Genomic DNA, 11,457 nt, shown 5'->3' on the forward strand with positions numbered 1-11,457 from the left:
TCGCAGCTTAAAACGTAACTCTCATATGAGGAAAGTTAGTCATCGATCGGATCTTATTTGGTAAGTCCATTAACTCTTTCAATCCCTTGCATAAAGTGTCCGATACGGCATCCAAGGAGTCGAAAACACGATTATAGAAGTGCTTCTCTCGAAGCTCTTCCCAGACATGCTCCACAGCATTGAGTTCTGGACTGCGAGGCGGCTGCACAATCAAGCGTATATTTTCTGGAACCACCACGTCCTGTCCAGTATGGTAAGCGGCTCCGTCCACCTGCATCACCACAAAATAGTCTGCAAATTCCTGCGCCACCTGGTTGAGAAATAAATTCATCATCTCAGTCTTGGAGAAGGGTAAGACGAGAGCGGTCATCATGCCTAAGGCCGGGGCAACGGCAACGAAGCCATAGAGATATTCACGCACCAACTGCTGTCCGCCTGCGGGACGCACGCCAGGGCCACGCCAAGCTCTCATCACTTGACCCAGTCGCCCGAAACGTCCTTCATCCGCTGCCATGATCACAAGGGGACGGTCGTCCGCCTCTGGACGGTCTGCGATGGCTGCTTGAACCAAGTCTGGAAAGTTTGCTTAAAAGCCGCCTGGGCTGCTTTGTCCCCCTCCGGGTGATACGGTCGGGGGGCGAGTTTACGCCAGCCGTGACGCTCTAGGAGGCGATAGATTGTACTCGGCGCAACCGCAGTCCCAACTTTGGTCTCGAAGTCGGTTTGAATCGCTTGAATGGTAGTCAAATGACCGTGCTTGGCGGGTTCATGAAACGCTTCTAAAAAGGTTGCTTCTTGTGCAAAGCTCAAATAAGCACCAGGGTTTTTCCCTGGTCGGGTTCTGGGTTGAAGGGCACTCTCCCCCGCGCGATTATAGTCCGCAATCACCTGATGGACGGTGCGCAGGCTAGTGGCTGTGTGCTTGGCAATCGCTGATGCAGGGCGTGGATCCACAAGAGCGTTGTAGATAATCATCCATTTCTGCTGACAACGAACTGTCGGGGCAGTGGTAATCTTAGCCTTCACCTGCGCTTCGGATAGATGCCGTTTCACGGAGCTGACTCTGGACATACGATCCTGCAAGTAACGTTAGGATCTTGATCCGATCTAAATAACGCTCTCAGGTGCGAATTGGTATCAGACCGACAAACACAAGCTTACGCATGTTTTTTCCTGCTTATAGTTTTAATAGTCAAAGAGGTATCGAAAATGTTTTCCGCTTTGAAGCTCATTGAGTAATCTTGTGGGACGAAGTCCTGGTGACTACCTACCACCTGGTCTCTCGCTAGAAGCGCGTCCGCCACAGAGCCGCCCTATGGAGTCCCGATCGCCAGCATAAACGCATGTGTTGCCAGTTGAGTTGATGCCAGGACTGATCACAGTGGTGCGATCGCGACCGTCAGAAAGGTCATCGCCAGGTCCGCCAGAAATGATTCGAGTGACACCACCGTTCGATTCTGTTCTCACAGAGCGGTAGCGAGGATCGTAACTGTCAGCACCATTGGGTAACAGCGGAGCATATCCTGTAGCTGGCACTATACTGCTCGAAGCTTGTACTAACTCCAACCGTTGAAAAGCACACATTGAAGCCGTTAGATCGATAAGCTTCCCCGCAGCCGTTCGCATATAGCACGGGTAATCAGGTTCAACAGGACGCGCTGATGCTTGTAAGGTAGGCAAAGATGCAAGCGCAACCGAGGCTGCGATCGCGCAGTAGAGAACTTTCATAGGTCACCAGTAAGGGCATACCTAAGCAATTCTCAGGACAGTAGAAAAATCCTGATGATTGCTGTGAAGCCTCAGTGAAAGTTCCCCGTGCAAGGTTAAAGGCAGATAAAGATCGTCGTCGCCCAACTGGACACGATCGCTTTGGTCATCCACAGCCCTGGATACCGACTCGGAAAACTCAGGATACCGTTTGATTGACATAAAAAAAAGCCCTGCCAGTGCGACAGGGCGAGGCGCGAGGCAGCAGCGGTCAAGGTCTAGAATCTAGCTCGATAGCCTTCACCCCAGCCGCGAACGTATTTGGGGAAGTCAGCCAAAGAACCGCGCATACCGCGATTATTGAAGCCATGATCGAAACCTGCCTGATACAGCTCGTCTGCGGTCATCGCCTGGGCGCGTACCGTTGCTAGATTGAGCGCTGGATCGGTTGAGCCATAGAGAATGACGGCATCTACAGTCTTTGTTGCGATCGTTGTTTGAGACATAATGAGATGTTCCAATAATGGGACTTAGTTGAGAGGCGCTGCTTACTTCTTGGTCGGAGGGGTAGCGCTTTCTCTTTTGCATAAACCTAATGTATCACTGTTAACGAGTGAATGAGCTGTTTTGATGTAAAGCTTTTATGAGGTTCTATCACTTGTTAACTGTGATAGAGTGGCTTCAATACTGAGGCGGTAGTATGTCTAATCCAAACCCTAAAACTGAAAACCTTAAATCGTTTCAACGTGCCAGCGATCGCGAGTTAGGTCGTGTAGTAGGCACTCGTTACCCGTTGGATGTGGCAGAAGCACTAGGCAAGGTTGGCAATCACCAGGACTACATTCGAGCAGCAGTCGAGGAAAAGTTGAAGGCTGATAAGCTGCTGCCCAGTGGCGATGATGCGGCCTAAACCCGTCAGCCTGTCGCTTTGTCAGGGTTGATTTATTGCCAGGGTAAGCGAAAGATTTGAGGCTTCTCGATCGCCACATCAAAAGTGTGTATCTCAGTGTTTTGTGTCGGATTCAAAAGCTGATTGAGGCTTAACTTGCATTTCACTTCTAGGCTCCTCGAACTCCAATCCCTAGTTTTGCTCTACTAGCAAATAAGATTTCTCATCAAACTCTACATCTGATATAAGAACAATTTTCTCCCAATGCCTCTTTGCTGCTTTGCGATAGATTGGTCGTAATATACTAAGGAAAGTAGCTTTGACTGAAGGATCTTTACCCTGCTCCAAAACCAATTGATAAGGATCTTTAACTGGCATAACAGCGTTGATTGCTTTAATGCCAGCTTCAACAAACTCGCTGAAGAGAAACGTTAGTGCAAGAACCACTTTATCTTCTGACCAGCCTAGACTTTCAAATTTCCAAGGTTTTTCGGGGCATTTAGAGTAATCCAGAATAATACGCACGTCATCATTCACTAGCTCATAAAACTCATTAGTAAGTTTAGAGAAGATTGAATCGTTATCAAAATTGACAGCAACATGCATAAGGCACTCTTTCTCAAAAAATCTGTAATGAGGAACCAACTGACGGTTCGATGGGTGCCTGTAGTTGAAGACTTCAATCAGCTTGGCTTTTGCTTTGAGATAATTAAACGTTCGCTCACCGACATGATCAATAAGTTCTTGACTAGGGTTACTTACAACGTAACGGTAATATGCTGGTAAGTCCTCTAGTCCTTCTTTGCCAAAGAGAATACTTTCTGTATTATCGTTGTTCTTGCCGTTTAGAGTTGGCTTGAACTCTTTAATCCTTCTTTTCTCAAATCCGTTTAGTTGACTTTTGTCACACAACTCCCAAGCTATAACGATGCTGCTTTCATACATCGCTTGAAACATCCCAATCTCCCAGTCGCGATGATGTCCGTTCCATCTCGCTCGAATATTTTTAGATTGACCAATATAGAGAATTTCATGTTTTGATAGATTGAGCACGTAATAAATCCCTGGTGCTCCTGGAAGCGCAGCTCTGTTTTGATAATTAACGCAAGTCAAAGCAAACGGTTTAATTGGTGTCATACGAGGTTAAGCCGTAAGATTGAAAGTTTGGGCGTTACTCTATATAAAACATCTAAAAGTCAAACTTTTTATAAATGAAACGGTTGCTTCGTAAGACCTTAATATTCTACGTACACTCGAACAACTTTCAGTAGAAAGGCTGTTCGGGGCGATGAGCGCCAGCGATCTACAATGGTTGTTTAGAGAAGCTGTGTCCAAAGCGCTGGCAGCGGCAAAACTATTACCAGGTGCGGGCGTGTGACATTAAAGCCAGCGATCGCACTGCCTGACAGGTGAGCAGGGGTAGCCATCGAGCGACTTCCGCCAGTACGTCCCCAGACAGCAAGCAACCCCTCGAAACGGGATGCCTTTGGAACGGAGCTGGTCTTCAGCGATCGCCCGTGCTTCTTCTTTGCTGCTGGCGGCGATGTGATAAAGCCCGCTATCGCCAGAGTTGAACAGCGTACACATTGGGTAAAGCCAGCGTTCAGGAGTGGGAGGAGATGCGATCGGCTCCACATTGAAGAGTGATAGTTGCACGTTCATAGATTGAATCTGGCTTTGACTTCCCTCAGCCGTTTTACCGCTTTTCGATAGCGCGGGTTTTCACCACTTTTGGCGATGCCCCAAATTTGCTTAATCTGATCAGCCTCGTTTGTGATGCCTTCTGAAAGACAGTGGAAAACGAGTGCTCTTAGATACTCATCATCCAAGCCGTCAATCTCGTCATTTTCTTGACCGCACCCTGACTCCTCACCCCCTCTATCACTGTCTGGGGATGGATCTGAAAAAGGTGCGGTTTCGGGTGCGGTCGGGCTGAAATCATATCTCCACAATCGTTCTAAGCGGGTGCGGTCGTCTAAGAGCGGTTCGTCGAGTGCGGTATTGGGTGCGGTGAAGGTGCGGTCGGGTGCAGTGGCTGGGTGCGGTGGTACATTTGCGTAAACAGATGTATTCTGAATCACTTCATAACCACCATCATCGGTGCCATCATCCACGGCTACGGCGACAGCAATCGTTAACGGCAGCGATCGCAGCGGCGGGATAGCCACTGGTGGCATGTCTTTCCCGAAGCGTGGGTGATGGTAATGGGTAAGATGGTGCGCGAGTTCATCATCCACCATGCACACCCAGCCCTTATGCGCCATCACGTAATCGCGCAGTACCCGGTCTGAGGATGTCTGCATATACCGTTTGCAGGCTTTCACCAGCCGGATCGCTTTGAACGCATCTTTGAGCGCAGCAAAGCCTTCTAAGCCCATTGACTCAGCACTTTCAGCCTGCGACATAAACAAGAAAACAATGCCGTACTTGCGAGCCTCTGACAGCATGACGCGGATGAAGCGATCGCAGATGTCGAGCTTTCTGGACTTGGCTTGCAGTGCCAGCGCTAACCATTCGTTGATAATGACGAGCAACGGTGAGCGCTCTGGTAAACCCTTCTTACCCTCTGCCTTCCGTTGCTTCAATTCATCCAGTAGCAGTCCTAATTGAGCAAACGCCGCGATCGTAGAATCCACCACGGTTAGAGGTTGCCAGGGATTCTTCAAGTTGTGGCAGTCAATGACGAGGATCTGATGGTCATCGCCGTACATGGTTGAAATCATCCGAGCGCTCGTATCCTTGCCACTGCCGGACGGACCCATGAGCAGGATGTGGTTTGACTCGCGCTTCAGTTGGCTCCAGTCGTAGGGGATGATTTCTTCTACCGCGTCCTCTTCTACAGGTGTGAGTGTGGCGCTAGCGGTGGGTTTCATGCTCGCAAGTAACCAATCCTGCCAAGCCTTCTGACTGATGTCTCTGCCGTCATTAGCGCGGCGTTCCGAGTCGATGACGATTTTCCGCAGTGGCTTGGCGAGTAGGGTCAGCCCCCAGGCAACGCCCGTAAAGGGGAGCCGCCAACTGGGAGCGCGATCGGGCATCGCTCCTAATGCCAAGCAGCCTGTAGCAGCAGCGGCAATACCCCAACTCGCCAGAGCCGTATGGCGGTTGATGCTGGCGCGTTCTTCAAACTGGGAGGGATGCAGATCGCTCATAGATACAGCCCCACAACGCAGCCGATCGCAATCAGGACGAGACGATAAATGAGTAAGGGTTGCAAGCGTGGGAACGTGCAAAAGGCATACAAACCCGCTAGGGTGGCAGGCAGAACGATCACCAGCAAGATCGCCCCGATGACTGGCAGCGTGAGTGTCAAGCCTGCTTTGATGGCGCTGGTGAGAAAGCAACTGCTGCTCACCCAGCAAACCGCCTGCAAGGTCAAATCAACCGGACGGGGTGGAAAGGCGAGTGCCCTTAACCACAGGCTTTCCGCTTCTCCGATCGGGCTTAAATCATTGGAGTCAATGACCACTTGCTTGTTGACGGCTGGACCCGCGAACGGGTTAAAGCCCTCAATCACCATTTTGGGAGTGCCAACGGGCGCAGCATCGTTAGGTGTTTGGTTGTCAGTCATCAGTCGAGACCTCCTGAGACGAGGGGGAGTGAGCAGTAGGGACGGTGTAGAGCGCCACTGCCATAAGCGTGAACATGCAAGCGATAAACACCAGGTCTACAGGCGTGAACGGTCGCTTATTCAACATGGGTACGCATCCCCGGTTGGTATGGATAGACAAGTTGTGAGCGTTGCGTAGACACCAGGGCGATCACCCACAAACCAGACAGCAAGACAAGCACCAGCAACAGTCCAAAGAAGACTTCCATCGAGCCGTTGCCGAAGTTGTTGCTCCCGCCGTGCCAGTGCCAGAGGAAGTTAATGTTAGTCGTCTTTTGCGGTTGGACGTAGACAACACGCTCCGCAGGCTGGCTTTGTTGCGCTGGCTGATGAGTTGCCAATGCTGTGATCGCCTTATCGAGCAATGCCAACATCTGACCATCGCGCTCGGTCTGGGCGATTGCTCTCATTTCCTGCAACTCTGCCAGCGAGTAACGACCAGGGGAGGTCTGTTGTTCCTGATAGTCAGTGACGGCTAATGGTGCTAATGGTGCTGACTGCTGCCAGGGCTGAAGCCTTACTGGCTCATAATCAGCATAGGCTTCTGCCGTTGTTGGAGGCACAGCATAGCCGCGTGGTTGATGTTGGATAGCAGAGTCATTGTGAGCGGGTGCCTTGCGAGTCTGAAGCCACTGCGTCAGGTCTGCGTTAAAGGCTTTTGCCCGGTCAGTACCGAGCCCGAGCGCTAATGACTGCAATCCTGCCACCGTCCAATGGATGCGCGGCATTCCCGCACGTTGAGGCACCCTGACAAAGTGTTCGCCCTCAATCAGCTTGCCTGCTTTCCGTAGAGCGTTCACGGTCTTATCGTTAGTCCCCATTGCCGCAAAAGTTACGGCTTGAGGCAAGATATAACCGCATTCAGGATGCTTAATGATTTGAGTCAGTACTGGATTCATCGGTTTGCCCTCTGCGAAGTGGGTTGAGCGATCGGGGCGTAGTCAGCGGGAAAGTACCATTCGAGCGCTTTGTGCAACAACACGCCAGCGGTCACACCACACACGAAAACAGCCAGTGTCCGACAAACCTTGTGGCACTGGCTTAACTCTGGTTTGAGCGGTCGGCTGACTCGAATGGGTTGAGTGTAGGCAGGGTTCGCACTCGCTCTATCAGCGATCGCCTGCATGACATCGGTCATGATGGGAATACTCCTGTTTATGGATGGGAGTCAGGTGCCAGCGTCAAACTCTGCTCGGGGCGATGCTGGCACTAACTTGATAGACTTTTGAGCGTGGGCGATCGCCATACTGCCAACGGCGACGATCGCCAGAATGCAAAGCAGGTAAGCAAGCAACCAGACAGGATGTAACTGCCTGCTCACTCTTGCTTTCCCAGATTTTGCAAGGTTGTTAAAGACTGCTGCAAACCCTGTGTCTCCTGACTTTGCGCTGTAGCCAGCATTTCTGTCCGTTCGCGGTAAAGTCGCGCTTCCAGCTTGAAATCGTGGGCTTTCTCAGCGATCGCGGCTTTCGCTTGCTGGGTCTGCTGCAACTTCTGTTCCCGTACTCGGATATCGCGCTGCATCTCCTCTGTAAGCACGTCAGCAGTTTGCAAGAATTGGGCGGCGATCGCCAACGGATCATCAAACGCGACAACCTCACTTTGGCGCAGCGATTCCAGGCTGTATGTCTGCGGCATCGCTGGTTGCGACAGCACGATCTGATGGTTGCCAACTTCAACAGTGACGGCTTGCTGTTCTGCCGACTCTGGCTCTACGGCTGGCGGCTCAGTCACCACATCAAACTCATGCAGCAGCCGATCGCAGGCTTCAGGCGATAGCCCATCGCTGGTGTCAATATTTAGTTCTTGAGCGCGGCGATAAACGCTGGACTTGGGTAGGTCGTGGTCACGGCAAAACTTAGTTAGTGATGTATTCATGCTTTCCTCAAATGCTTGTGGGAACTGCTGTGAAACAGTTGGAACGCTTTTGGAACGGCTAGGAACACGATTCTTTCGTTCCTAATTTGTTTCGGCTAGTTCCAGTCGTGTCTCACTACCGTTTCATTCTTTTCCATAAAGTAGCACACAGTTTGCATAAAGTGTGTACACTTAAATCAAACCATGTGCCATGAGGTACTCTGAAGGAGGAAACGTAATGATTTTCAGCGACGTGGCGACAAACAAGGCTCGATTGGTTGCCTACTGTGAACCTGAGGTTAAAGAAAAGCTTGAAAGACTTGCAGAGAGCCGTTTGCGATCTCTAAGCAACTTGATTGAGTCAATACTGGTAGAAGAAGTTGCCAAAGCTGAAGCTAGTGGGGAATTAGGCACAAGCCCTGAAAGGAAGTCGCCATGACACAGGTACTCTCAAAAGCCACTGACCAGCGCATTATTCTGCAAGGAACGTGGGAGAAATTTAAGCTCATTCAGCAAGCGTCGGAAGATTCCCCCGGTGTGCGCCTGTCTTATTACGAAGGGACGATCGAAATTCTCATGCCAGGTCTTGACCACGAGTTCTTCAAGTCAGTGATTGGGATGCTGCTGGAGGTGTTCTTTTTGGCGAAGGACATTGAGTTTGCGCCAACTGGCTCTGTCACTCAAGAGCGCGAGAATGTTGTCTCAGCTCAAGCCGATGAGTCTTATTGCATTGGACAGCCAAAAAATCCACCAGATCTATCGATCGAGGTCATCTTTACCAGTGGCAGCACAGCCAAGCTCCAACGGTATCAGGCGTTAGGTGTCCCTGAAGTCTGGTTTTGGGAAGATGGGCTGTTTAGCCTCTACAGGTTGCGGGCTGATGGCTATGAGCGCATCGATCGCAGCGAAATCTCTGAACTGGCTAGTCTCGACTTAGCTCACCTCTCACGTTGCGTCCTGCTGGCTGAAACGTCAAGACTTGAAGCGGCTAGAGAATTTCGCAAGGGTATTTAGGGGCAATCGCTTGCATACCAGTTTTTTTAGTATCCCAGGATAGCAATAAGGGGCTATCAAGGTTGAGCAGTCAGCTTTTTGCGTAAGAAGGAGCGCAATGTTTTATGGGTAGAAAATCCAAACTTAAGCAGCAAAAAAGGAACCTATCGACTGGAGAAAATTACGCTGTTTGTAATCCAGATAAAGCAATCGTCTCAGATCAACCTTTTCAAGCTACCTTGACTCTGCACTGTGATGACATGGAGACGCTTCACAACCTACAAAAAGAATTCGCGGAAGATTTTCAAAAAGGTAGACCAAGTAAACGGCTCGAACAACTCCTTAAAGATTCTATAGATTACGGACCGCCGCCAGAAAAAACAGGTGGGATTACAACTTATACCTCTCACACGCCACATGTTTTCATGTTCAACGACAGCCCTGAAGAACATGAGGCAGCTTCATGTGCTGTCCGCTTTAGTGATGTTGTTAGAAATTTTGAACTCAAACCACTTTCTGATACACAGAAGTATTACTTTCGTATTTTGGAAAACTGCCAGTTTATGAGGGGGTTAGCCATATTCCATAGGCTTTTTGGAATTATTCCTGATCCCTTGAAGGACTGTCCCCTGCCAAAACAGGTGATTAGTAATTTACTTTTGAATGTCAATGTTGACGTAGCGATTTTTGGTCTCATGACTGCTGGAGAGCAAAAAGTCAAGGAGTTTGCAGAGGTGGAAGGTGTAGATATGCCTTCTGAAAGGATGCTAGAGATGTTTTTAGAAGGTTGTATCGAAACTATAAAGAAACATTTAACAGAAATAATTACGCCACCGGCGCAAGAGCCTAGTAGATCGGAGAGGGATGAGGAAAGAAAGTTTAAGAAGTTTCTCAACCATTCTCTAGACCCCGATGAAGACCGCGAATTGATTGAAAAATATAGAAAGGAGTTAAAGCAAGGAGGATGGTTTGAATTTGTACTCCTTGCACTTCACCCATATCGATATACAGACCTTGAACCACAGTGGGGCAACTATATGGAAGCAAGAAAACGCCAACTAGCTGTGCGGTCTAAAACCCATTGGGACAGTGAGGGGAATTTATATGCCCGCACTTCGCGCAATAGCAAAAAGCCTATAGGTTTTTCTTGGAAGGATGGAAGCCTCATAGGCGGCCTTATATAATTGTTGCTTTTTCGTTACATTTGTCTTTTTTTTTGACCCGATTTTCCGTTTACTTCAGAGCTTTGCAAAGATGTCTGTATACCCGTTGGAGGTGACTATCCAATGAAGGCAATCGTCCAGAAATCTCCCCTTAACGTAGTCGTGCCCACTCGTTTAAACGAGCACGATTTCGAGGCTCTGTGTGATAGAGCGCGGTTGGAGCAGACCAATCCAACCGCGATCGCGCGTTTGGCAATTCGTCTCTATCTTCTCAATACGTTTCAACAGCACGAAGCGCTACCTGGGAAAGGTTAGGAAAATACGCTTTCTGCTTATTCTGCTTCTAGGGTTTCAAAGCCAATGTGTCATCCAGGTAGAAATCGGATTATTACGCAATCGTAGAAAAGATGGACTTATCAGTAACTGAAATTCCGCTACTTTCACACAAGATCCCAGATGGCGTTTGGAAAACGGTCATTCACATTCTAAGCTCACCACCAGCCATAGAAGAAACCAGTGATTTTGGGTTGCTTTCTCACCGCTATCGCTGGCTTGTTCTTGCCGAAATGATTCGGCAGAAATGGGATTCGAAGTTTCGTGTCCATCGGTTTCGAGGATCGATTAAGCAAGCAATAGAGTTGGAAGCAGCTTTTTTAGTTGCCCTCTTGAATCTTGTCAGTGAAACGTTTCTTCTTGAGCCTCAATATGGACACCCTGCACTGTGGTTCGCAAAGATTATGCAGGAGTGGGAGATTTCGCCGACTGTTCAAGCATTGAGCGACCGAAAAACAAACAAGACTGAATTGAATCAGAAAACGCGTTCGCAAAATAAAACACTGCTGTCTCCACTATCCATAGCAGACAATCCTTTCGAGAGGCCAGCTACAAAGCTTTTATTCGATGCAGCGATTCGTCATGCTAAACAAAAAGATCGTTTTAGAACTACGGTCTATACTCCCTTCGTCAAAGCAAGGATGACGGTGACAAATTTTGCTGCGGGCCAGAAGCTGTTCACCAAAGATGAACAGTCAGGAAAAGGAAAAATTTCTAGGCAAGGAAGGAGGAAAAAAGATAACACACAAATTAGTGATTCTGAAACAGGCTCCAGTAAACGGTTTGAGAAGAAAAAGTTAAACCGTGTTACCTCTGGTTAGATCGCCGATACTGATTTTAGCGATCGCAAGGTTGAAGATGATTTACCCCAGGGCTACCAACTCTAACTCCGGTAAATCAAAAAG

The 11,457-nt window shown here is 49.1% G+C and carries 18 protein-coding genes; 5 read left to right on the forward strand and 13 right to left on the reverse strand.

Annotation, left to right across the window (positions count from 1 at the left end; translation table 11 throughout):
• Window positions 1-7 precede the first annotated feature (7 nt).
• The 4 genes from C7B82_RS09400 to C7B82_RS09415 all read right to left on the reverse strand — a co-directional run bounded on the left by C7B82_RS09400 (window position 8) and on the right by C7B82_RS09415 (window position 2,213).
• Window positions 8-571, reverse strand: a complete 564-nt coding sequence (locus C7B82_RS09400) for a transposase (protein WP_146141112.1) — start codon at window positions 569-571, stop codon at window positions 8-10.
• On the reverse strand, window positions 517-1,071 hold the full coding sequence (locus C7B82_RS09405; protein ID WP_219904199.1) for a helix-turn-helix domain-containing protein: 555 nt from the start codon (window positions 1,069-1,071) through the stop codon (window positions 517-519). Before C7B82_RS09405 ends, C7B82_RS09400 begins: the two co-directional genes overlap by 55 nt.
• A 192-nt stretch (window positions 1,072-1,263) precedes the next feature.
• Window positions 1,264-1,728, reverse strand: coding sequence for a hypothetical protein (locus C7B82_RS09410; protein WP_106256042.1), 465 nt, complete (start codon window positions 1,726-1,728; stop codon window positions 1,264-1,266).
• A gap of 257 nt (window positions 1,729-1,985) precedes the next feature.
• Window positions 1,986-2,213: a hypothetical protein gene (locus C7B82_RS09415; protein WP_106256043.1), complete on the reverse strand. Its 228-nt coding sequence runs from the start codon at window positions 2,211-2,213 to the stop codon at window positions 1,986-1,988.
• A gap of 194 nt (window positions 2,214-2,407) precedes the next feature.
• Between C7B82_RS09415 and C7B82_RS09420 the strand changes: the two genes are divergently transcribed.
• Window positions 2,408-2,617 carry a hypothetical protein gene (locus C7B82_RS09420; protein WP_106256044.1) on the forward strand — a complete coding sequence of 70 codons (210 nt, stop codon included), beginning with the start codon at window positions 2,408-2,410 and terminating at the stop codon, window positions 2,615-2,617.
• Window positions 2,618-2,788: 171 nt separating this feature from the next.
• Here C7B82_RS09420 and C7B82_RS09425 read toward each other — a convergent pair whose 3' ends face one another.
• From C7B82_RS09425 to C7B82_RS09455, 9 genes are all read right to left on the reverse strand, one after another.
• Window positions 2,789-3,733 carry a GIY-YIG nuclease family protein gene (locus C7B82_RS09425; RefSeq protein WP_106256045.1) on the reverse strand — a complete coding sequence of 315 codons (945 nt, stop codon included), beginning with the start codon at window positions 3,731-3,733 and terminating at the stop codon, window positions 2,789-2,791.
• Window positions 3,734-3,976: 243 nt separating this feature from the next.
• On the reverse strand, window positions 3,977-4,258 hold the full coding sequence (locus C7B82_RS09430; protein WP_106256046.1) for a hypothetical protein: 282 nt from the start codon (window positions 4,256-4,258) through the stop codon (window positions 3,977-3,979).
• Complete coding sequence (locus C7B82_RS09435) at window positions 4,255-5,748, reverse strand: ATP-binding protein (protein ID WP_106256047.1); 1,494 nt, start codon at window positions 5,746-5,748, stop codon at window positions 4,255-4,257. Before C7B82_RS09435 ends, C7B82_RS09430 begins: the two co-directional genes overlap by 4 nt.
• Entirely contained in the window at window positions 5,745-6,167 is a 423-nt protein-coding gene (locus tag C7B82_RS09440; protein ID WP_106256048.1) for a hypothetical protein, read from the reverse strand. The genes C7B82_RS09435 and C7B82_RS09440 overlap by 4 nt, the downstream gene beginning before the upstream one ends.
• Window positions 6,160-6,294 carry a hypothetical protein gene (locus C7B82_RS34215; protein ID WP_281258948.1) on the reverse strand — a complete coding sequence of 45 codons (135 nt, stop codon included), beginning with the start codon at window positions 6,292-6,294 and terminating at the stop codon, window positions 6,160-6,162. The genes C7B82_RS09440 and C7B82_RS34215 overlap by 8 nt, the downstream gene beginning before the upstream one ends.
• Window positions 6,284-7,105: a hypothetical protein gene (locus C7B82_RS09445; protein ID WP_106256049.1), complete on the reverse strand. Its 822-nt coding sequence runs from the start codon at window positions 7,103-7,105 to the stop codon at window positions 6,284-6,286. The genes C7B82_RS34215 and C7B82_RS09445 overlap by 11 nt, the downstream gene beginning before the upstream one ends.
• The gene (locus C7B82_RS09450; protein WP_106256050.1) at window positions 7,102-7,344 is read right to left on the reverse strand and encodes a hypothetical protein; all 243 of its coding nucleotides are present in this window, start codon (window positions 7,342-7,344) and stop codon (window positions 7,102-7,104) included. The genes C7B82_RS09445 and C7B82_RS09450 overlap by 4 nt, the downstream gene beginning before the upstream one ends.
• 30 nt (window positions 7,345-7,374) lie before the next feature.
• A complete protein-coding gene (locus C7B82_RS32135) occupies window positions 7,375-7,527 on the reverse strand; it encodes a hypothetical protein (RefSeq protein WP_181357423.1) in 153 nt (50 codons plus the stop codon).
• The gene (locus C7B82_RS09455; protein ID WP_106256051.1) at window positions 7,524-8,084 is read right to left on the reverse strand and encodes a hypothetical protein; all 561 of its coding nucleotides are present in this window, start codon (window positions 8,082-8,084) and stop codon (window positions 7,524-7,526) included. The genes C7B82_RS32135 and C7B82_RS09455 overlap by 4 nt, the downstream gene beginning before the upstream one ends.
• Window positions 8,085-8,498: 414 nt before the next feature.
• Here C7B82_RS09455 and C7B82_RS09465 point away from each other — a divergent pair, with 414 nt between their 5' ends.
• From C7B82_RS09465 to C7B82_RS09480, 4 genes are all read left to right on the forward strand, one after another.
• A complete protein-coding gene (locus tag C7B82_RS09465; RefSeq protein ID WP_106256052.1) occupies window positions 8,499-9,077 on the forward strand; it encodes a Uma2 family endonuclease in 579 nt (192 codons plus the stop codon).
• Between the two features lie 104 nt (window positions 9,078-9,181).
• Entirely contained in the window at window positions 9,182-10,240 is a 1,059-nt protein-coding gene (locus C7B82_RS09470; RefSeq protein WP_106256053.1) for a hypothetical protein, read from the forward strand.
• Window positions 10,241-10,342: 102 nt separating this feature from the next.
• A complete protein-coding gene (locus C7B82_RS09475) occupies window positions 10,343-10,534 on the forward strand; it encodes a hypothetical protein (RefSeq protein WP_106256054.1) in 192 nt (63 codons plus the stop codon).
• Window positions 10,535-10,626: 92 nt separating this feature from the next.
• Window positions 10,627-11,373: a hypothetical protein gene (locus C7B82_RS09480; RefSeq protein WP_106256055.1), complete on the forward strand. Its 747-nt coding sequence runs from the start codon at window positions 10,627-10,629 to the stop codon at window positions 11,371-11,373.
• Window positions 11,374-11,457: the final 84 nt, after the last annotated feature.

The sequence above is a fragment of the Stenomitos frigidus ULC18 genome (assembly GCF_003003795.1).
GTDB classification, from domain to species: domain Bacteria; phylum Cyanobacteriota; class Cyanobacteriia; order Leptolyngbyales; family Leptolyngbyaceae; genus Stenomitos; species Stenomitos frigidus_A.

Bases quoted from the DNA above. Each gene is read 5' to 3' on its own strand.
- C7B82_RS09420 (WP_106256044.1), top strand. From the start codon at position 2,408: ATGTCTAATCCAAACCCTAAAACTGAAAACCTTAAATCGTTTCAACGT.
- C7B82_RS09410 (WP_106256042.1), bottom strand. From the start codon at position 1,728: ATGAAAGTTCTCTACTGCGCGATCGCAGCCTCGGTTGCGCTTGCATCT.
- C7B82_RS09450 (WP_106256050.1), bottom strand. From the start codon at position 7,344: ATGACCGATGTCATGCAGGCGATCGCTGATAGAGCGAGTGCGAACCCT.
- C7B82_RS09430 (WP_106256046.1), bottom strand. From the start codon at position 4,258: ATGAACGTGCAACTATCACTCTTCAATGTGGAGCCGATCGCATCTCCT.
- C7B82_RS09440 (WP_106256048.1), bottom strand. From the start codon at position 6,167: ATGACTGACAACCAAACACCTAACGATGCTGCGCCCGTTGGCACTCCC.
- C7B82_RS09475 (WP_106256054.1), top strand. From the start codon at position 10,343: ATGAAGGCAATCGTCCAGAAATCTCCCCTTAACGTAGTCGTGCCCACT.
- C7B82_RS09465 (WP_106256052.1), top strand. From the start codon at position 8,499: ATGACACAGGTACTCTCAAAAGCCACTGACCAGCGCATTATTCTGCAA.
- C7B82_RS09415 (WP_106256043.1), bottom strand. From the start codon at position 2,213: ATGTCTCAAACAACGATCGCAACAAAGACTGTAGATGCCGTCATTCTC.
- C7B82_RS09470 (WP_106256053.1), top strand. From the start codon at position 9,182: ATGGGTAGAAAATCCAAACTTAAGCAGCAAAAAAGGAACCTATCGACT.
- C7B82_RS09435 (WP_106256047.1), bottom strand. From the start codon at position 5,748: ATGAGCGATCTGCATCCCTCCCAGTTTGAAGAACGCGCCAGCATCAAC.
- C7B82_RS09405 (WP_219904199.1), bottom strand. From the start codon at position 1,071: ATGTCCAGAGTCAGCTCCGTGAAACGGCATCTATCCGAAGCGCAGGTG.
- C7B82_RS09445 (WP_106256049.1), bottom strand. From the start codon at position 7,105: ATGAATCCAGTACTGACTCAAATCATTAAGCATCCTGAATGCGGTTAT.
- C7B82_RS09480 (WP_106256055.1), top strand. From the start codon at position 10,627: ATGGACTTATCAGTAACTGAAATTCCGCTACTTTCACACAAGATCCCA.
- C7B82_RS09425 (WP_106256045.1), bottom strand. From the start codon at position 3,733: ATGACACCAATTAAACCGTTTGCTTTGACTTGCGTTAATTATCAAAAC.
- C7B82_RS34215 (WP_281258948.1), bottom strand. From the start codon at position 6,294: ATGTTGAATAAGCGACCGTTCACGCCTGTAGACCTGGTGTTTATCGCT.
- C7B82_RS09455 (WP_106256051.1), bottom strand. From the start codon at position 8,084: ATGAATACATCACTAACTAAGTTTTGCCGTGACCACGACCTACCCAAG.